At 46.8% G+C, this 20,084-nt stretch carries 18 protein-coding genes; all 18 read right to left on the bottom strand.

What is annotated here, in order from left to right; genetic code table 11:
• Positions 1-14: 14 nt before the first annotated feature.
• Complete coding sequence (locus tag GRP75_RS00925) at positions 15-857, bottom strand: ABC transporter permease (protein ID WP_069080191.1); 843 nt, start codon at positions 855-857, stop codon at positions 15-17.
• A 2-nt stretch (positions 858-859) separates the two neighbouring features.
• A complete protein-coding gene (locus GRP75_RS00930) occupies positions 860-2,029 on the bottom strand; it encodes an extracellular solute-binding protein (RefSeq protein WP_160788387.1) in 1,170 nt (389 codons plus the stop codon).
• 98 nt (positions 2,030-2,127) lie between these two features.
• On the bottom strand, positions 2,128-3,159 hold the full coding sequence (locus GRP75_RS00935) for an ABC transporter ATP-binding protein (RefSeq protein WP_034095133.1): 1,032 nt from the start codon (positions 3,157-3,159) through the stop codon (positions 2,128-2,130).
• Between the two features lie 53 nt (positions 3,160-3,212).
• Positions 3,213-4,037, bottom strand: coding sequence for an ABC transporter permease (locus GRP75_RS00940; RefSeq protein ID WP_023991134.1), 825 nt, complete (start codon positions 4,035-4,037; stop codon positions 3,213-3,215).
• Between the two features lie 203 nt (positions 4,038-4,240).
• Positions 4,241-5,527, bottom strand: coding sequence for an adenylosuccinate synthase (locus GRP75_RS00945; protein WP_160788388.1), 1,287 nt, complete (start codon positions 5,525-5,527; stop codon positions 4,241-4,243).
• 377 nt (positions 5,528-5,904) lie between these two features.
• The gene (dnaB, locus tag GRP75_RS00950) at positions 5,905-7,263 is read right to left on the bottom strand and encodes a replicative DNA helicase (RefSeq protein WP_023991136.1); all 1,359 of its coding nucleotides are present in this window, start codon (positions 7,261-7,263) and stop codon (positions 5,905-5,907) included.
• A gap of 2 nt (positions 7,264-7,265) precedes the next feature.
• Positions 7,266-7,709, bottom strand: coding sequence for a 50S ribosomal protein L9 (gene rplI / locus GRP75_RS00955; protein WP_023991137.1), 444 nt, complete (start codon positions 7,707-7,709; stop codon positions 7,266-7,268).
• Positions 7,706-9,694: a DHH family phosphoesterase gene (locus GRP75_RS00960; protein ID WP_160788389.1), complete on the bottom strand. Its 1,989-nt coding sequence runs from the start codon at positions 9,692-9,694 to the stop codon at positions 7,706-7,708. Before GRP75_RS00960 ends, rplI begins: the two co-directional genes overlap by 4 nt.
• A gap of 11 nt (positions 9,695-9,705) precedes the next feature.
• Positions 9,706-10,623 (bottom strand): DUF2232 domain-containing protein, encoded by a 918-nt coding sequence (locus GRP75_RS00965; RefSeq protein ID WP_023991139.1) that lies wholly within the window; start codon positions 10,621-10,623, stop codon positions 9,706-9,708.
• Positions 10,624-10,628: 5 nt separating this feature from the next.
• Positions 10,629-10,931 carry a MazG-like family protein gene (locus GRP75_RS00970; protein ID WP_013312791.1) on the bottom strand — a complete coding sequence of 101 codons (303 nt, stop codon included), beginning with the start codon at positions 10,929-10,931 and terminating at the stop codon, positions 10,629-10,631.
• Positions 10,932-11,052: 121 nt separating this feature from the next.
• Positions 11,053-11,481: a CBS domain-containing protein gene (locus GRP75_RS00975; protein WP_013312792.1), complete on the bottom strand. Its 429-nt coding sequence runs from the start codon at positions 11,479-11,481 to the stop codon at positions 11,053-11,055.
• Positions 11,482-11,526: 45 nt separating this feature from the next.
• Positions 11,527-12,585 carry an LCP family protein gene (locus GRP75_RS00980; protein ID WP_160788390.1) on the bottom strand — a complete coding sequence of 353 codons (1,059 nt, stop codon included), beginning with the start codon at positions 12,583-12,585 and terminating at the stop codon, positions 11,527-11,529.
• 236 nt (positions 12,586-12,821) lie between these two features.
• Positions 12,822-13,763, bottom strand: coding sequence for a D-alanyl-D-alanine carboxypeptidase family protein (locus tag GRP75_RS00985; RefSeq protein WP_160788391.1), 942 nt, complete (start codon positions 13,761-13,763; stop codon positions 12,822-12,824).
• A 158-nt stretch (positions 13,764-13,921) separates the two neighbouring features.
• Complete coding sequence (locus GRP75_RS00990; protein ID WP_013312795.1) at positions 13,922-14,887, bottom strand: ABC transporter ATP-binding protein; 966 nt, start codon at positions 14,885-14,887, stop codon at positions 13,922-13,924.
• Positions 14,884-15,867, bottom strand: a complete 984-nt coding sequence (locus GRP75_RS00995; protein WP_023991142.1) for an ABC transporter ATP-binding protein — start codon at positions 15,865-15,867, stop codon at positions 14,884-14,886. The genes GRP75_RS00990 and GRP75_RS00995 overlap by 4 nt, the downstream gene beginning before the upstream one ends.
• Positions 15,868-15,880: 13 nt before the next feature.
• Entirely contained in the window at positions 15,881-16,804 is a 924-nt protein-coding gene (gene opp4C, locus GRP75_RS01000) for an oligopeptide ABC transporter permease (RefSeq protein ID WP_160788392.1), read from the bottom strand.
• A gap of 11 nt (positions 16,805-16,815) precedes the next feature.
• Entirely contained in the window at positions 16,816-17,778 is a 963-nt protein-coding gene (locus GRP75_RS01005) for an ABC transporter permease (protein ID WP_023991143.1), read from the bottom strand.
• A gap of 68 nt (positions 17,779-17,846) precedes the next feature.
• Complete coding sequence (locus tag GRP75_RS01010) at positions 17,847-19,586, bottom strand: ABC transporter substrate-binding protein (RefSeq protein WP_160788393.1); 1,740 nt, start codon at positions 19,584-19,586, stop codon at positions 17,847-17,849.
• Positions 19,587-20,084: the final 498 nt, after the last annotated feature.

Consider the following 20,084-nt stretch of genomic DNA (forward strand, 5'->3'; position numbering starts at 1 on the left):
TGTATAACGGCGGTCTAGCTGGCATCCGTATCCTTCACCATTGTCCGAATATAAAAGTAGCCCATAAAAGAACACAGTAGAAACATAAACACTGCCATTGCGCTGGCCGTATGCGTCTCCTGATAGCTGGAAAACACCTGCTGCATCGCAACACCCAGCACTTGTGGCGAGTTGGCACCGATCAGGAAAGGAGCCGTAAAGCTGCCCATGATTCCCATAAAAATGAAGGTCACCGCAACCCACATCGTTTTGTAGGAAAGGGGTAAAATAAAGCGCCCAAACAGCTGCATCGTGCTGGCTCCGGCATCTCTGGCACTTTCGACGACAGCGTTTGGAATGCTGGCAAGTGCCGAGCTGAGCAGCATGGTTGCGAACGGAATGTTGAACCACAAATTAGCCAGCACCAGCCCTTTGTAGTCATAAATAATCCTCGGAATCGTCTCAATGCCAAGCGGCAGCAAAAGACGTGCAGCCCAACCGTGATTACCATACATGGTAATGATCGCATACGTTGCAATTACACCGGGAACAAACATCGGAATAAAATACAACCGACCTATCCACTTCACGACAACCCCTTTACCGAATCTCAGATAAACCGCCAAAGCATAGCTGATGACCAGAGTAAGGGCCGTCGAGACTAACGTGACATTAATGGTATACATGATATTTCTACGCATGGCAGGTTCCGTGAACAACCGAATATAGTTGGCCAGTCCGTAGCCCGTTCCATATTGATCAATCAAGCTTTCCTTCACGGCATAGAGAATCGGAATAATAACGACGACCAGCAAAATGAGAAAAGACGGGATGACCAGGGCAAGCCCCAGCATCCCCCTTTTGGACAATGAACTCATGATCAACCGCCCGCTACTTCACTTTGCCAGCGTTTGTAGATTTCCTGCTGAAGCTCTCCGCTGTTAAAGCTGCGGTATCCAGAAGATACACTGTTAAATTTCTCTTGCAGCTCCGTTGGCATCAGATTCCACTTAATCCCCGGATAGCCGTACATTTTATTAATAACCACCGTTTGCGCTTCGGGCGTCAGTATATAATTCAAGAATTCCTGAGTTGCTTCTTTTTTGGAGGAAAGCGAAGGAACCATCAGATAAGAGGGTCCACCTGTAAAAGCAGGGTCGACCTGTGTCAGCTTCACTGTGTCTGGAAGCAGCCCTTTAGCCAGTTGTTCGAGCGCCATATCAGACCAGGCTGGAACCATGTCTACCTCTCCACTTGCCAAAATATCAAGCGTACCTTGGTTCTTCTTAGGATAGACTCCTTTTTGGTACATTGAAGGGCCCAGTTCCTTGAGCAGTGAGAATCCTTGATCCCATTTCTTCATATTTGCCGGATCATCACTGTTCATCGCCTCTGGCGGAAGGAAATTATAGATAACCGTGTTCACAAACGAGCTGCCTGATCCACCTGTGGACGGATCATTATAGGCAAACTTGCCCGGATGCTGGCGAATCCACGTGTACAGCTCGTCGGCTGTTTTCGGAGGTGTCGCTACTTTTGCACTGTTATAGGCAAGGACAACCGAAGAGGCACGGTATGGAATGGCCTGATTGTTGACTTGCTTGAGATATGTTTCATCAACATTCTTCAAATTTGGAACCTTGGCAGCATCCACCGTTTCCCACAGTTTCTCGCCTACCCCTTTGGTGATGTCATCCAGACTGCCTTCGTACAGGTCGATATCAGTATCGGTTTGTCCGCTTTTCTTGGCTGCGATCAGACGATCCAGTGTAGATGCGCCTCCGGTCCCTGCTGGCAAATACACCAGTTTGACCTTAACGTGATCATTTTTAGCTTCAAAGTCCTTGATTAACGTTTCCCACAGCTCTTTGACGTTCAGTGACCCTCCAGTGTACAAGGAAATTTCCGTCGTTCCCGTAGCGGCTCCCGCTTCTGTAGACTTGGCTTCCCCTGTAGCCGTGGCGGCATTACCGCCGTTTCCACAGCCAGCCAACAACGATAAACTAAGTACCCCTGCCAAAACCAGACCCATATTCTTTTTCCCAAACACGTTGTTGCCTCCTTTAGATAGTTGCACAAGTTCGCAGCATCACCAGATGATGCGTTCGTGATGGACATTGATGCGTTATAGAGGTTGATCGTGAATCTTCACTGTGCTGATGGAAAAGTAACAATTTTACTGAAGCTGAAGCTGATGTGCTCTCCACTGCGCAGCTCGGCCGCTCGTTCACGCGGCACAAACATTTTCAGATGATGGGTACCGCTATCCAGCGAAACTTCCGCATAATGCCCGAGAATCATCACTTGTCTGATCGTTCCGGCTAGAGAACCATTTTCTTCCGTCGTCAGAACAATATCCTCTGGTCTTACACCAACCATGGATTCACCTGTGTATTCATGCTCTTGTGCAAACGGTATTCCGCTCACAGAGACACTGCGACCTGTGCTCACCCCCTTTAATAAATTAATACGGCCAATAAAACCCGCTACAAAAAGTGACTGTGGCTTGTCATAAATCTCCTGCGGTGAAGAGAGCTGCTCAATTCGGCCCGCATTCATAACGACGATTCGGTCAGAAATAGACAGCGCCTCCTCCTGATCATGGGTGACGAACACCATCGTCATCCCTGTCTGGGTCTGGATATCGCGCAGCTCCTCTCTCATCTCCATGCGCAATTTGGCATCAAGCGCGGAAAAAGGCTCGTCCAGCAGCAATACATCAGGCTTTAGCAGCAAAGCCCGAGCGAGTGCTACCCGCTGCTGCTGACCGCCCGAGAGCTGTCCCGGCGTTTTACGCTCTGCGCTCTCTAGCCGAACCAGCGCTAGCGCTTCCTTCACCTGACGGTCAATTTCTGTCTTCTTCACCTTTCGAATCTTCAACCCGAAAGCCAGGTTGTCATACACGGTCATATGCGGCCACAAATTATAACTTTGGAACACCATAGCCGTCGGACGCTTTTCGGGCGGCAGTTTGAGTACGCTTTTACCCTGAATCTGAATGTCGCCACTGTCCGGGTCCAAAAAGCCGCCAATGGAGCGAAGCACGGTTGTTTTACCACAGCCGGAAGGTCCCAGCAGTGTCACCAGCTCTCCCTTCATCACGTCAAGTGAAATGCCTTTGACTCCGTCTCCTGTCTTGAAGCGCTTAGTTAACTCTTGAATGGATAATTGAATGGGCATTAGCTTAGGCTCCTTTTTCAGGATTTTGCAAACTCCTCTTTTGACCAATTACGTTATTTCACCTGAAATCCGCCTGCCAGTACATCCGCACTTACAAAACGCTTGGCTGCCAATAGCAGAATGATCGTTGGCAGGGTAAGAATGACAGAGAAAACAGCGCCCGTTGTGCTCGGATAATCAGCAATGATGGAATACATGATGACTGGCATTGTTTTATAGTCCGGTGTTCCGACAAGGAGTGTCCCCTGTGCTTCATCTAGTGAAGCAAGAAAGGTAAAGATGGAGGCGACCACAATGCCGGGCAGCGCCATAGGAAAGGTGATTTTCCAAAACACCCGAAATGGTCCGGCTCCGGCATCCCGCGCTGACTCCTCCTGTGCACGATGTACGCTGCGGAAGGCAGAGGAAGGAATCCAGGTCATATACATGAGCGTGTTTACCATATGGATAAGCACAATGCCTGCAAAGGTGTTCATCAACCCGAATTGGTAGAATAGTACGGCAATGGACACATACAAACCCATTTTCGGAAAAGCATGCGTAAGCAGGAATGAGAAAAGAAACCACTTACTGAGCGGGAAAGAAATTCGTGCAAAGGCATAAGCAGCAGGAATACATACGATAATGGAGCAGACCGTAACGGTAATCGCAATCAGGAAGGATAGGGAAATCGAGCTGAGTACATCATCCTGGGTAAGTACAAACTTCCACCATTCCAGTGACAAGCTCTGCGGGAGCGGTGCAGGATACTGCCATTTTCCCGAAACCGCCAAAAGGAGAAGATTGGTCAGAGGCCCTAGGAAAAAAATGACGAAAATGACAAGCACGATGAATTCCACAATTTTGCGTGTGCCGAGTGAGCGAAGATACCAGTTCATAATTCATCCCTCTCAAGACGTCTAGACGTCCGAATCTCTTTTCTATTTGGATTATAGAGAGGGTTTGTTATCACAAATCGACAAGGAAGATAAGATTATGTAAAGGGGAAGATACCATTTAACACTTCACAGAATAAAAAAAGAGAGAGGCTGCTAACAGCCTCTCTCTTTGAACGTGTATCAATAGCTATATCATTCTTGTCCTACAAATAAATCGGAAGCACCTGATTTGTTTGATCGCGATTACGCCCAACCGAGAAAATAGCAATTGGGATACCTGTCAGATCAGACACGCGTTGTACGTAATTGCGTGTAGTCTCAGGCAGTTCCTCCAGCGTTTTCACACCAGTGATGTCTTCGCTCCAACCTGGCATTTCTTCATATACCGCTTCGCATTCCGCCAGCATTTTTAGGCTAGCCGGATAATGCGTAATCACCTCACCGCGGTACTTGTAACCTGTACAAATTTTCACTGTTTTCAGGCCAGTCAATACATCCAGCGAGTTCAGGGAAAGACCCGTTAACCCACTGACACGACGGGCATGACGCACAACAACGCTGTCAAACCAGCCAACACGACGAGCACGACCTGTAACCGTACCGTACTCATGACCTGTTTCACGAATGTAATCGCCGACTTCATCGTTCAGCTCAGTTGGGAAGGGTCCATCACCTACACGAGTGGTGTACGATTTAGCCACACCGATGACTTGTTGAATCTTGGACGGGCCTACACCGGAACCAATACATACGCCGCCAGCCGACGGGTTGGAGGATGTAACGTACGGATACGTACCTTGGTCGATATCGAGCATAACGCCTTGCGCACCCTCGAACAGTACCTTTTGATTTGCGTCAATCGCATCATTCAACACGACAGACGTATCGCCTACATAAGGACGGATAAATTCAGCATATTCCAGATACTGTTTCAGTATTGCTTCTACATCCAATGGCTCGCCGCCATATACTTGTTCAATCACTTGATTTTTTTCTTTCGTTTGATGGCGCAGCTTCTTTTCGAATTCCTCTGCATCCAGCAAATCAGCAATACGAATACCGTTACGTGCAGCTTTATCCATATAAGCAGGGCCGATCCCTTTACGGGTAGTACCAATTTTGTTAGGACCTTTGCGGTCTTCTTCCAGCACGTCCAGCGTCATATGGTACGGCATAATCACATGTGCACGGTCACTAATGACCAGATTTTTTGTGGAGAAGCCATTATTATGAATGTAAGTAATTTCTTCAATAAGAGCGGCTGGATTGACTACCATGCCGTTGCCAATAACACACTTTTTATCTTCATAAAAAACGCCGGATGGAATCAGGCTCAGCTTGTACTTTTTACCGTCAATGAGAATCGTATGACCAGCATTGTTTCCGCCTTGGTAACGGGCCACCACTTCAGCGCTTTCCGCCAGATAGTCCGTGATTTTACCTTTGCCTTCGTCTCCCCATTGTGTTCCCACAACGACTACAGTTGACATGTTTCATTCCTCCGTGGAGTGCCCACAGACACTCTGATTTTGAGCTGACACACTACGCATATCCGACTTCAATCGCCTGAGCGAGCAGATATGGAGCGTTCTCGGACAGCAGGAAAAAACGTCCGTCGCAGACATTCCGTAGGTTCGGAAAGCCCCGGGCGTATTGTTCTCCCCACTGCGTTGAAGCAGCACTATAAGTGTAACAGCACCATTTTTTAAAGTCAAATAAAAAGCGAACATTATATTACATGAAAATAGTATTGTTCGTAATTGAGAGTTTCATTCCTTATATGAAAATACGTGAACCCTATAAAAAAGGACCCTTTCGAGATCGCGAAATCCGCGTCGAAAGAGCCTTTTCTTATGATACTAATATGTTATCCGGCGAACGCATCCGAATGGGCACGCTCGTAATTAGCGAATTTATTATAATTTTTGAGAAAGACCAATTCTACCGTACCGACCGGGCCGTTACGCTGCTTGGCAATGATAATCTCAATAATATTCTTCTTTTCTGTTTCCTGATTATAGTAATCATCCCGGTACAGAAACGCCACGATATCAGCATCCTGCTCGATAGAACCCGATTCCCGCAAGTCACTCATCATCGGCCGCTTGTCTTGACGCTGCTCCACACCCCGACTCAGCTGGGAGAGGGCAATTACAGGCACTTCAAGCTCACGGGCGATTTGCTTCAATGTCCGTGAAATTTCGGATACCTCCTGTTGCCGGTTCTCGCCTGCTTTGCCTCGTCCGTGAATAAGCTGCAAGTAGTCGATTACGATCATGCCAAGTCCCTTTTCCGTCTTGAGACGGCGGCACTTGGCACGGATATCAGCCACAGTGATGCCGGGCGTATCATCGATATAGATTTCCGCCTCTGACAAGGCTGCAATGCCCATCGTCAGCTTCGCCCAATCGTCGTCGCCTTTAAATTCACCTGTCCGCATGACGTTCGCGTCCAGATTGGCCTCGGCGCAAATCATCCGCTGCACGAGCTGAGCGGCCGACATCTCCAGACTGAAGATGGCTACTGTCTCTTTTGCCCGAACTGCAACGTTTTGCGCAATATTCAGAGCGAACGCTGTTTTACCTACGGATGGACGGGCGGCCACAATGATCAAGTCATTGCGCTGGAAACCCGCCGTCATCTTGTCCAAATCAACAAACCCGGACGGAATCCCGGTCGTATTGCCCTTGTTCTGATGCAGCAATTCAACGCGGTCAAACACTTCCATCACGACATCGCGGATGGCAATAAAACCACTACCTGAGCGCCCGTTGGATATCTCCATAATCTTGCGCTCAGCATCGCTCAGCATACCAGCGACATCCTCGCCACTGCTATAGCCTTCGCTCACAATCTGTGTAGCTGCACGAATCAAGCGACGAAGCATCGCTTTTTCTTCAATGATCTGGGCATAGTAATCCACGTTAGCCGCTGTTGGCACCCCGTGAGCCAGCTTCGCCAGATAACTGACACCGCCGATATCCTCTAGCTGTCCCTTGTCCTGAATTTTCGAGGTCAGCGTAACCAAGTCAATCGGCTGTCCGGATTCACCCAGCTCAATCATTGCTTCGTAAATCATCTGATGAGCCTTATCATAAAAGTCCTCGGTTTGCACCCGCTCCATTGCGGTAATCAGTGCTTCAGACTGGAGCAAAATAGACCCGATAACCGCCTGTTCAGCCTCCAGATTTTGCGGAGGAATCCGATCAAAAAATTCGCCGCCCATAATTATTCTTCAGTCACCTGTACTTTCAGCGTAGCTTTGACCTCAGGATGAAGCTTAACGGTCATTTGAGTCACGCCCAACGTACGAATCGGTTCTTCCAGCTCAATTTTGCGTTTGTCCAGCTTGATGCCAGTTTTAGCTACTGCCTCCGCGATTTGCTTGCTTGTAATCGCGCCGAACAGCCGTCCACCTTCACCAGCCTTCGCCTTGAGCTGAATCGTTGTCTCTTCCAGCTTTTTGCCGAGCGCTTGAGCCTCTTCCTTTTCCTCTTGCTTGCGCTTTTCCTCAGCAGCATTCTGATTTTCCAGCGTCTTCATATTTCCTTCTGTCGCTGGACGGGCAACACCACGCGGCAACAGGAAATTCGCTGCATAACCGTCCGACACTTCCTTAATCTGCCCCTTCTTGCCTTGGCCCTTCATATCTTTAATGAATATCACTTTCATTCAAATAACCCCTCTTCCCCATCAATTTCGGCCAGCACGTCGACCACTCTGCGCTTAGCTTCCTCCAGCGGGCAATCCAGCTGAACCGCCGCATTCGTCAGATGTCCTCCGCCGCCTAGCCGTTCCATGACGACCTGTACGTTCATGCGTCCGAGTGAACGGGCGCTGATCCCCACCAGGCCGTCAGGACGTTCACTGACCACAAAGGAGGCCAGTACATCCGTCATATTGAGTAATGAATCCGCCACCTGAGCAATCAGGAGCTGCGGTATTTTCTGTCCGGGCTCAGTTACCGCAATTGCGATATGCCCATATATCATTTTAGCATGCTTAATAATTTCCGCCTTAGCAATATATTCATCCAGGTCCTCTTTTAACATGCGCTGGATCATTACTGTATCTGCCCCACTACGCCGTAAAAAGCCAGCTGCCTCGAATGTACGCGAGCCTGTATGCAGGGAAAAATGCTTGGTATCCACCGTAATCCCCGCCAGCAGTGATGTTGCCTCCAGCGGTGTCAGTTGGACCTTCTCATGGATATATTGCAGCAGCTCGGTCACCAGCTCACAGGCCGATGACGCATATGGCTCCAAGTAGATCAGAACCGAATCGTTAATAAATTCCTCGCCCCGACGATGATGGTCGACAACCACCACCCGGCTGGCCGTTTGCACCAGACGCGACTCAATCGTCATTGAGGCCTTATGCGTGTCCACCACGACCAGCAGACTGTGCTCAGTCATCAGCTGGAGCGACTGCTCTGGCGTCATGAGCGCTTGCGATAACTTCTCATCCTTGTTTACCTGCTCCATCATTCGGTCGATAGACGGATTGGATTTATCCAGTACGATATGTGCCTCTACATTGTAAAGTGCCGCAGCCTTCCACACACCGATGGCCGCTCCCAATGCATCCATGTCCGGTATTTTGTGTCCCATGATCAGGACGCGGTCGCTCTCCTGCATCAGGTCACGCAGCGCATGTGCAATGACTCTGGCACGCACCCTGGTACGCTTCTCGACAGCATTGGACTTGCCTCCATAAAAGGACAGGCGCTGTCCCGCCTTCACTGCTGCCTGATCGCCCCCACGTCCAAGCGCCATATCTAGACTGGATTGGGCCAGCTCGCCTAGCTCCTTGATGCTCTCTGCACCGAAGGACAAGCCAATACTCAGTGTCATCGGTACTTTCAAATCCGCCGTCATTTCCCTTACGGTATCCAGAATGACGAATCGACTTTGCTCCAGCTCCTGAAGCGCTTTATGATTTAGCATAATGAGATAACGCTCAGAAGATAATCGACGCAAATAAATATTGTACTGATTAGCCCAAGATGTAATCTCGCTCGACACCTTTGCAATAAGCGCGGTGCGTTGCTGATCGTCCATTCCCTGAGCAGCCTCGTCCATATTATCGAGCATGACGATACCGAGCGCCAACCGCTCGTTTTCATACTGCTTGCGTAGCACCGCCAACTCCGTTACTTCATACAAATATATCAGACGCTCATCGGGCACGATCAGAAACTGATAATGACGCTCATCATGCTGTAGCTCCACCTTCAGCTCACGAGCAGGCTCCTTTGTTTCCTTCTTGGTGCTTAGAGCACCTGCGAGTTGAGGAAACAAATCTTGAAGAGACTCACCAATCAGTGATTGCTCCTCGAACATCTCCCCGGCAAACCGATTGTGCCATTCTACCGTTCGATTTTCACTGTATAAAATGATGCCGAACGGCAATGTACTAATCGCTTCCCCTTCCACCCGCTTGATCCGGAAGGAAAGACCGCTGATATATTGATTCAGTTCCCGACGAAAATCCAATTCCGTCTTCAGCATCAGCCCGCCGAGCAAGAATGACAGCAGCAGTCCTATCACACCCAGTTCCCAGTTGTACATGGAAATACATATGACAAGCACCAGCAGCAGTAAAAACGCCCAGACCGTCTGATAGCCGTGCCAGCGTTTTTGTAGAAATTTAGGCATGACTGTTCACCCTATTTCTTTGATCTTGTAATAGCTTCACGCAGCGGAAAGGCCAAATCAATAATACCTATAATGCGGAGCGGCTGGAACACCAGAACGACGAGCGACAGCAGCAACGCAATCACCGGGCTCATTTTACGGCTATGCGTCCAGAAGTATACAAAACCAATCGTCTGGATAATAAAACATGCATGAATCAGCGGTAGCATACTAATGGAAACCATTTGAATCCAGCTGCTATCGGAAGACCCTGCTATCCATTCAATTACAATTGCCAGCAGATAATACCAGATCAGCGCGCGCGGTAGCCTCCACTCGCGAGCAGGCTTCATTTTGCGTACCGGTACATCGAGACTGCTCAATGCCGGACGTGCCAAAGCATGCGTAATCACCGCCAATATGAACGAGGTCATGATCAGCACATACGGAATTTTTCCAATCAGCATTGTACCGAGTTTCTGCGTATCCTCCGCTGTCCAATTCATGTTCGAAAACATCGGATTAGCACTCAAAACCTGCTGTACTATACTTGCCGATATCGCGGCCTGATCACGAAGGTACTGCGAAAGATCAAACCCAAAAGAATACGTAGCGATAAACAGAACAACCAACAACTCGGCTAAAATAATGCCCATTCCGGTCATCAACGCCTGAAAAGCAGGTCCTCCCTTTTTATAAATCCGTCCCATCATTATTGAAGGAATCAGAAAATAAATCGCAGGGAGCAGCGAATACACATCGAGTAGCGCTATAATTAACAGCACCGGTATGACGTGGACCAGAAATCCTTTGAAAGGCAGCGATGAAAACAATACAGCGCCAGGCACAATCAGCAAAAATACGGTAATGATTCTTAATGGTGTCAATAGAGTCAGCAGCAGAAGCAAATAAATGACGCTCCATGCTACAGTTGCCAAGCGGAATTTCAACGTTTTCACCTCTTACGCATATGTTCTTCCAGTGCGGAAATGTCCTGATACCAATCCTCCAGCTGGTGTCCTTCTTTTCTGTGCTTTCTTAGCTTGTCGATGAGTAGATCATCCAATTCACGGTAAGACACTCCAAGGCGCCTCCCCAAAATATAACTGCTCATCACCAAACTCGCCAAACAATCACCAATGCGGGCTGTACTGCCTTCCCACATCGCCTTAAACAGACGGGAGACTTGGTCAAGCACCTCTGTTTTAAGCCATTCAATAACCTTGGCTCGTTTAACTACATCCATTTCTTTAGGCATATGATGAAGAGTCACACCCCTCTGAAAAAGCTTTATTCTCCATTATAGCATATCCTATTCTGAAAATAACTGTTACCCCATAAGGTAAATCGTTATTTTCGGACCAGCTTTGCTGCTTATTTTAGCTTGAAGTATTAAGCGATTCCCTGGACACAAATTTTTCACAATACTCAATAATCTGGCTGCGACGTACAATGCCAATAAACCGTTCCATATCATCTACGACGGGCACAAAATTCTGTACCTTCGCCAAATTAATTAAATCCTCCATGTTCGCGTCAATGGATACGGGCTTCATCGTAACCCGCAACGGAACGTCCTTAAGCATAAACTTAGAAGCGTTTTCAAAGGTGATTTTCCCCTCGGACTCTTTCATATGCCACAACAGATCACCTTCTGTAACTGTACCTGTATATCTACCTTCTTTATCCAAAATAGGAACCGCTGTAAAACGGTGATATTCCATCCGTTCCAACGTTTGCCGTAAAGTAGCATCCGCCGTTACACAAGCAACTTCCTGTTTGGGAAGCAAGAAAAAAGCGATGTTCATGAGAAACGAATCCCCCTCAAAATCAAATATAAATCAATTGATTATTCACTGAATGTCCTGCTTGTCGGGAAGCCTCAGCGTCTGCGGGGTTGTATCGGAATCTAGCCAGTTCGCAATCATAAGTCTGGCATATTCAAGTTCCTGTTCATTAGCCCGGTCATAATACAGGCCCTTCTTCTTGAACCCTTCCCCCGTAATCGTAAAACTTGAAATTTGTGGATTCCCCTGCGAAATAGCCTGCTTGCCAAGCCCAGTAATAAAAGTAGGTTCCATATCGGTTTTGAAATTGGCTCCCATAATATCGAGCAGCTCCGGGATTTTGGTAATTCCGTTGATATTCAGCAGCTTATCGGCCATAGCGTTCAAGAAAATTTGCTGCCGTTTTGTACGGTTGAAGTCGCTATCTTCCCGATATCTAACATAATACATGGCTTCCTCACCATTATAAAGCGGCTTGCCCGCCTCAATACGGAACTTGATATGCAGCGGATTCTTATTCTCAATGGGCTTGTCGATGGGAAGCACAACTCCACCCACTGCGTTCACCGCCTCCTGAATACCCTGGAAATTAATCGTAGCATAATAATCGGCCTTATGCTCCATCAACTTCTCTACTGTAGCCATGGACATATCTGCGCCTCCGAACGCATAAGCATGCCCCAACTTATCAAAATCATCCTCGCCATCGCGATTCGGATCATGTCCGACAATCTGTACGTACGTATCCCTTGGAATGGAAATCAAAAGCAGACGCGATTCTGCGGGCCGTACTACTGCATACATAACCGTATCCGAACGACCACGCGCCTTTTCATTTGGCCTTTCATCTGTACCCAGTAACAGCACCGAAAAGGGCTCCTTACGGTAAGCTACTGTCTCTTGCTGCTGCTGTTCACCGGATTGTCGCGGCTGATAGGATTTCTCCAGCTTGCTCTCCAACGTCGGTGATACAAACCAATCAAAAGCCACCAGTGTCAGCTGTTTGCGGAATAGGTAGCCTCCCACTGCAATCAAAAATAAAACAATACATGAAATATATAGAGCGGTAAACCTCTTTTTCTTTTTGGGCTTTCCACTGGTCCTTCTCTTATGTCTTCTCTCCATAACAGGTACCTTCCTTCTTTCCGTCACAAATCCCATCTCTTCATTAAACCGAATTGGTCCCACATGAAGCGAAAACTTCCCCTCAAAGCATAAAAGGTCTGCTACCCTGTTGTCAAAAGTATCATGGCGTGGTCAGCTTCTCAAATTCATGCCAAAAAAGGCTTCGACCTCACGGTCAAAGCCCCAATTCATGTTTATATTCGTATCCTATGTAGCTTTCAAAATCATTTTCCCCCTTAATGCGGGGCCAGTTTCACCAAATTTTGCAGTCGCACGGGGAAAGAAGTCGACAGGGCAAAACCATAATCGAACAACCTCCGTGTCTGCTCAAAACGCTCCTCCTTGCTCGGTGCACCCAACACCACAGCAACTAGCCGTCTTCCATGCTGCTCAGCTGTGCCCGTGAAGCAGTATCCAGCATCGCTTGTGTACCCTGCTTTCAGTCCGTCCGTTCCCGCGTAAGAGTACGGTCCAGCCAAGGAAGGCAGCATCCAGTTCGTATTACTAATGTAGATGCCTTTATCCTTCAACTCCATTTGCGTACGACTGGACGTTCTCAAAATCTCCGGGTGTGACGTAATCAAATAGGAGGCCAACTTTGCCGTGTCGCTTGCTGTCATTTTCGTTTCTCCCTGAATATCCTCAGGGTGATTCGGCCCCAGTTCACTCTGACCTGCCCCAGACGCATTGCTAAAACGACTATCGGATGACAACCCAATTTGGGCGGCTTTTCCATTCATACGCTTCACAAAAGCTGATTCATTCCCTGCTGAACGCTCCGCTAACGCGACAGCGGCATCATTCGCTGAATACACAACCATACTCTGGAACAATTCGGATACGGTCATCCTTTCACCATACCGGAGGGAGAGATTTACACCGCCCACCGTACTCGCGTAACGGCTAATTCGCACTTCATCATTCCAGCCTAACCGTCCGGCCCGAATATCCTCCAGCACCAATAGCTCAGTCATGAGCTTGGACATATTTGCGGAAGGCATAGGCGTATCGCCGTTCACATCCATCAGTAATTCCCCAGTATGCATGTCCATCAGCACCGCAGCCTCTGCATCCACATTCGGCTTTCCGATCAACAGGCGGGGTCCAAGCGTAATAAAAATCAATATAATAAGTACCGGGACGACAATAGCCCAACGTAACCAATGTTTTTTCATCATCGTAATAACCTCCATACTTTATTAGACGATGAAAAATCCATTTTGTCTGCAATTTTTCGAAAAAAAGATACAATTTTTTTACCTTTTGTATTCCACGCCAAAATATCCGTCAATTCTGCTTTCAGGATGACGGATATTTTGCTTCCTAATTATATATTTTAGGCAAAGTGACAGGCTACAAAATGCTGATCGCCCGCATCGCGGTATACCGGAATCTCTGTTTTACAACGTGCTTCTGCCATAGGACAACGTGTATGAAACTTGCATCCTGAAGGCGGATTGGCCGGAGATGGGATGTCTCCTTTCAACACAATCCGTTGTCTCTTGATCGTGGGATCGGGAATCGGTACTGCCGATAGTAGCGCCTTTGTGTACGGATGAAGCGGATTACTGAACAGTTCCTCCTTGGAGGAAAGCTCTACCATTGAACCCAGATACATCACACCAATCCGGCTACACAGATGCTCGACTACACTTAGATCATGCGAGATGAACAGATAGGTCAATTGGCGTTCCTGCTGCAAATCACTTAACAAGTTAATAATCTGGGCCTGAATAGACACATCTAGAGCAGATACCGGCTCATCAGCCACAATAAAATCAGGATTCAAAATCAAAGCCCTTGCAATCCCGATCCGCTGACGCTGGCCGCCAGAGAACTCATGCGGATACCGATCATAATGATAAGAGGACAGCCCACAAATATTCAGCGTTTCATTGACCTTCTTCCGCAGCTCACTACGATCAATCAACCCGTGATCCAGCAACGCCTCACCAATGGCTTCACCGACCTTAATTCTCGGATTCAGTGAGCTAAAAGGGTCCTGAAAGACGATTTGCAACTTCGGACGAAGCGCACGAATCTGCTCTTTGTTTAACGCGTGCAAGTCTTCGCCTTTGTATCGTACCGATCCCTCTGTCTTATCCATCAATCTAAGAATCGTGCGTCCAATCGTACTTTTGCCACAACCCGATTCTCCTACCAGACCGAAGGATTCACCCTTATGAATGTTAAAGGATACATCATCGACTGCTTTCACATGTCCGACAGTACGCTGAAAAATCCCGCCTGTGATCGGGAAATACTTTTTCAGCCCTTCCACTTGAATCAAAGGCTCGCTCATATCCGTTGCCCTCCTTCTTTCTCATATAGCCAGCAGGCAACCTTATGACCATTCTCCTTTTCATTCAAAGGAGGAGCCTGATCCTTGCAAATTTGCATACAATGGGAGCACCGATCATGAAAATGACAATTTTCTCCCAGCTCAATTGGGTTTGGAACCTGTCCTGGGATGGAATAGAGTCGGTCCATTTTCTGATTAATGACGGGCTTCGCCTTTAATAAGCCTTGAGTATATGGATGTTGCGGATTTTTAAACAGCTCAATGACAGGCGCCTCTTCAATGACGTTTCCAGCGTACATAACAACCACATAATCAGCCATTTCTGCCACGACGCCCAAGTCGTGCGTGATGAGCATAATGGACGTTTTAAGCTTATCCTTCAAATCCCGCATTAAATCCAGAATCTGAGCTTGAATCGTAACATCCAGTGCCGTTGTTGGTTCATCCGCAATCAATAGCTTCGGATTACAGCTTAATGCGATGGCAATCATGATCCGCTGGCGCATACCGCCACTCAATTCATGAGGATAGGAATGGAATATTTCTTCCGACCGCGAAATCCCCACCAAATTAATTAGCTCAATTGCCCGAGCATGTGCTTCTTTTTTACTCATTAATGTGTGCATCAGCAACGGCTCCGTGATCTGTTCCCCAATCGTAAGCACGGGATTCAGAGAAGACATGGGCTCCTGAAAAATAATCGAGATGTCATTGCCGCGAATCTGCTGCATTTGACCTTTATTGAGTTTTAGGAGGTCCTTGCCCTCAAACCAGATTTGTCCGTCTGAGGTGTGGGGAGAATCAATCAACCGCATCATCGTCATCGCTGTTACACTCTTACCGCAGCCTGATTCTCCTACCACACAGAGCGTTTCACCCTCACGAATTTTAAAACTGACGTCATTGACCGCTTTGACAGTTCCGTTAGAGGTATGAAAGTGGGTTTTCAGGTTACGAAATTCAATCAAAGCATTTTCCATAAACGTTCGTCTCCTACTTTTTCATTTTAGGGTCCAGTGCGTCACGCAAACCATCGCCAATCAGGTTAATCGCTACAACTGTAATGAGAATACACATTCCCGGTGGAACCCATATCCAAGGCCGTTTGCGGAAGTCAATTAGGTTATTCGCAGCCGATATCATGTTTCCCCACGAAGGTGTGGGCGGCACAACGCCAATCCCCAAGTAACTGAGCGCAGATTCTGTAATAATCGCACCCGCCACGCCAAGCGTAGCCGTAACAATAATGGTAGGAATCGTGTTCGGCAGCAAATGTCGGAATATTTTGCGGCGGTCTCTCAAGCCTAGCGCTTCCGTCGCCTGCATGAACTCCTGTTCACGCAGCGTAAGAATCTGCCCCCTGACCAGACGGGACAAGCTAGTCCAGCTCAAGACCCCGATAATGAGCATCAGAAAATAAATGCGATTCGACGGATCGACTTTCAAATCCGACAGAACAGCACCTAAAATAATAAGCAGCGGTAATGTAGGGAGTGCCATGAAAATATCGGCAATCCGCATAATAACCGTATCCACGCCTTTACGATAAAACCCTGCTAGCGCACCCAACGTCGCTCCGATCATGACCGAAATAAACGTGGCGACCAGCCCTACCGTCAAGGAAATACGGCCGGCCAGCATTGTACGCAGCAAAATATCTCTACCAAACTTATCTGTACCAAGCCAGTACTTAGCATTAGGCGATAAATTTTTGTCAGCTAGCTTGTAATCATCTAAATGATAAGGTGAAATCATCGGTCCAAAACTACAAATGACAACCATCAGAATTAATATAACGAGACCAGCCAAAGCCAGACGGTTTTGGTTAAAACGGCGAACGGCGATTCTCCATGGAGACGCTTCAGGACGGATCGCCGCCTTTTGATTCGTTTCAATCGTGACTGTTTCTGCGGACAATAGTATCCCTCCTACTTCAAGCGAATTCTTGGATCTGCCATGCCATACAATACATCAGAGAGCAAATTACCGATAAGCGTAAGCAACGCTAAGAAAATCGTGAAGCCCAACATAAACGGATAATCTCGCATACTAATCGACTCCAGATAGACCTGACCCACACCCGGCCACACAAATACCTTCTCCAGAATCATCGCCCCACCAAATAAGGCCGGAAGCTCGAAGCCGAGTAGTGTGATGGCTGGAATCAGTGCATTGCGCAGTGCGTGCTTGAAGATAACCGTACGTTCCTTCAAGCCTTTGGCGCGTGCGGTACGAATATAATCCTGACGAATGACCTCCAACATGCCTGTACGGAAATACCGGGTCAGACTTCCTGTGCTCAGCATCGTAAGTACGAGTGTCGGCAGGAACATATGCTTGAGAACATCCACCATATAAGCCCACGAGCCTGGCTCCATCCCTGCTGTGGTCATGCCCCCAACCGGGAGAATTCCCCACTCCAGGGCAAATATTTTGATGACCAATAGACCAATAAAAAATGAAGGCAGCGACATACATAAGAAAATGAATAATGTGACAAACTTATCGAATAACGAATATTGAAACTTGGCTGAAAATACTCCTGCAATAACCGCAATCAACCAGCTAAATATAAGACTAAAAAAAGCGATAATAAATGAGTTCCATACATAATTGCCAATGACCTTCGTTACTGGCTGCTTATGCTGTAATGAATCCCCCATATTCCCCTTTAACATATTACCGGCCCATATAAAATAGCGTTGGTATTCCGGTTTATCCAGCCCGTAGATATGTCGTAGCTGCTGCGCCTTTTCGGCCGTCATATTCGGGTTCTGCTTGGCTGTAATATAATCACCCGGCACCATGGCTGAAATCGCAAATACGATAATGGATATGCCAATAAGTGTGGGGATGAGTTGCAGCAGTCTTCGAATAATGTACTGCTTCATATTCATTCCTCCAGACGAATAAAGTGATATGCCCAGCTCGGGAGAGCTGAGCATACGTTTGGCAACCCTTATTGAGCGATCTGAGCGTTATGCAGGGTGAACTCAAAATCTTTGTATGGTGTAATTTCCAAGCCGGATACACGTCCATTAACTGGCCACATATCTCTGCGTTGGTACATAAAAATAGTTGGTAGATCCTTATTCAGCTCTTGATAGAGCTGTTTGTAAATCAATTTGCGTTTCTCTTGATCCAGCTCATGCTTACCAGCAAGCGTTAGTTCATCGACCTTCTTATTGGAATAGCCGATATCATTTTGTGCACCATTCGAAATAAAAGTCGTTGTATCCGGGTCTGGAGTTAAGCCCCAAGCCGCGAAGAACATATCAAACTTGCCTGTGTCCTTTTTATCCATAATGGCGTTAAAATCTAAAGTTTCGGAAGTCAGCTTGATGCCTAGCTCCTTATAGTTATTGGACATGATCGGTAGCAAGGCCTCTACTACTGGATTATCAGCAGTCGCAGAGAAGTTAATGGTCAGCTTTTCTCCGTCCTTTTCGCGAATTCCGTCAGCACCAACCTTCCAGCCTGCCTCATCCAGCAAAGCCTTCGCCTTAGCTGTATCAAATTCATATTTGTTGATACCTTCATCCGTATAAGACCAAGATTCTGTAGATTGTGGAATGTTAATAACATTTGCATATGGACCATACACGCCCTGCACAATCTCCTTACGGTTTAAGCCAATCGTTAGAGCCTGACGTACTTTAGGGTCCTTAAATTTCTTTTCCTTATGATTAAACGCAATATATCCATAGCCGTTTGTCGGCATAATATTCACGTCCAAGAAGCCCAACGCCTTTAATTCCTCTACATTGTCTTCAGTAACTGTGATGTTGTCCATGTCCGTTTCACCTGTTTGCAGCATAGACAGGTTTGTTTCTTCTGTTGTTGTTTTGAAAATAACAGACTTCACTTTTGGTGCGCCTTTGAAGTAGTTTGGATTCGCATCAAATACGACTTGTTGACCCGGGGAGAAGCTCTTCAGTACATACTGACCAGAGCCGATTGGCTTATTATTAAGCGCCTTGATGCTGTCCAGGTTACCCTTTTTGAATCCTTTTCCATAATAAGCTTCTGGCATGAAGTATTGCTCACCCAGAAAATCCTTTGTATACGCTGTTGCTTCTGTAACGGTTACCTCTACTGTGTTATCATCAATGACTTTGATACCAGAGATATCATTCGCCTTGCCATCGTGATACTCTTTACCGCCTTTAATCTTAAAAGATAATACATCTGTTTCTCCGTCATAATTTGGATCATGCAGTACCTTGAGGACAAAAGCATAATCCTTCACTGTTACTGGGGTACCGTCACTATACTTCACGCCTGGTTTCAGATGGAATGTATATTTTAGACCATCCGGCGATACATCAACCTTGTCAGCCAAACTATTTTCATATGTACCATCCGCCTTCACCTGTAAGAAGGAATCAAATACTGTTCTGACTACATAAAAATCGTAAGTCGTTTGCCAGAATAGCGGGTTAAATACCCCTTTAGGTGATGTCATACCTACTACAATGTTATCTTTCCGATTAGTCGCCCCCGGAGGATTTTGCGTCAGATCAGTCGCTTTAATAACACCTTCCGTAACAGGTGCACTTCCTTCATTTCCCTCTGTTTTATTGTCCGCATTGCCTTGCTGTGGCTGTGCCTCATTAGCACCTCCGCTACATCCTGCAAACAGAACACCAACGATCGTAAGCATCATAAGCAAAGAAACCCATTTCTTCGTCTGCATCATCCTGTTAATCCCCCTTAGTCGGTTCTTTATTTAACAGCCTGTCTCATTCCTGCGGTGATTCATTAAAGCTTGAGGTTTGAAAATGAAGTTGCACATCCTCCTTACTGTCTTAATAGCGTAAACACGTGTTTTAGACCTCTGGTCAATTTCGTGCGCTAACAACCATTACATTTTTATTAAGGTTTATCTTAAGTGTAAAATAATATCACGTCAATATCTTTTTTTATGTAATATAAAAATGCAAAATATCTATTTATGTAAAGTTTATGAATTTTAATTGTGGAAAATGACAAAAAAACAGGATTTCATGTAATATAAAATAACATTTCAGAAGGCCGAAATGTTTACTCTGGCGAGTTGGGGAGCTTGCAATTTCACAAGCCATTAAAAGGTATACTATGGTTTATGGGTAAACATGGATTGTATTATTAGTAAGTTACAATAGATGGCACTTGTTGTCAATATAAAAAATCACGAAAAAAGACGCTCCCGGGATCG

This window comes from Paenibacillus sp. OT2-17 (assembly GCF_009827695.1).
GTDB lineage: Bacteria > Bacillota > Bacilli > Paenibacillales > Paenibacillaceae > Paenibacillus > Paenibacillus polymyxa_B.

What these genes read in the sequence shown, in the direction of transcription:
- GRP75_RS00925 (WP_069080191.1), bottom strand. Translation starts at nt 857, where the DNA reads ATGAGTTCATTGTCCAAAAGGGGGATGCTGGGGCTTGCCCTGGTCATC.
- GRP75_RS00935 (WP_034095133.1), bottom strand. Translation starts at nt 3,159, where the DNA reads ATGCCCATTCAATTATCCATTCAAGAGTTAACTAAGCGCTTCAAGACA.
- GRP75_RS00940 (WP_023991134.1), bottom strand. Translation starts at nt 4,037, where the DNA reads ATGAACTGGTATCTTCGCTCACTCGGCACACGCAAAATTGTGGAATTC.
- GRP75_RS00945 (WP_160788388.1), bottom strand. Translation starts at nt 5,527, where the DNA reads ATGTCAACTGTAGTCGTTGTGGGAACACAATGGGGAGACGAAGGCAAA.
- dnaB (WP_023991136.1), bottom strand. Translation starts at nt 7,263, where the DNA reads ATGGGCGGCGAATTTTTTGATCGGATTCCTCCGCAAAATCTGGAGGCT.
- rplI (WP_023991137.1), bottom strand. Translation starts at nt 7,709, where the DNA reads ATGAAAGTGATATTCATTAAAGATATGAAGGGCCAAGGCAAGAAGGGG.
- GRP75_RS00960 (WP_160788389.1), bottom strand. Translation starts at nt 9,694, where the DNA reads ATGCCTAAATTTCTACAAAAACGCTGGCACGGCTATCAGACGGTCTGG.
- GRP75_RS00970 (WP_013312791.1), bottom strand. Translation starts at nt 10,931, where the DNA reads ATGCCTAAAGAAATGGATGTAGTTAAACGAGCCAAGGTTATTGAATGG.
- GRP75_RS00975 (WP_013312792.1), bottom strand. Translation starts at nt 11,481, where the DNA reads ATGAACATCGCTTTTTTCTTGCTTCCCAAACAGGAAGTTGCTTGTGTA.
- GRP75_RS00980 (WP_160788390.1), bottom strand. Translation starts at nt 12,585, where the DNA reads ATGGAGAGAAGACATAAGAGAAGGACCAGTGGAAAGCCCAAAAAGAAA.
- GRP75_RS00985 (WP_160788391.1), bottom strand. Translation starts at nt 13,763, where the DNA reads ATGATGAAAAAACATTGGTTACGTTGGGCTATTGTCGTCCCGGTACTT.
- GRP75_RS00990 (WP_013312795.1), bottom strand. Translation starts at nt 14,887, where the DNA reads ATGAGCGAGCCTTTGATTCAAGTGGAAGGGCTGAAAAAGTATTTCCCG.
- GRP75_RS00995 (WP_023991142.1), bottom strand. Translation starts at nt 15,867, where the DNA reads ATGGAAAATGCTTTGATTGAATTTCGTAACCTGAAAACCCACTTTCAT.
- GRP75_RS01005 (WP_023991143.1), bottom strand. Translation starts at nt 17,778, where the DNA reads ATGAAGCAGTACATTATTCGAAGACTGCTGCAACTCATCCCCACACTT.
- GRP75_RS01010 (WP_160788393.1), bottom strand. Translation starts at nt 19,586, where the DNA reads ATGATGCAGACGAAGAAATGGGTTTCTTTGCTTATGATGCTTACGATC.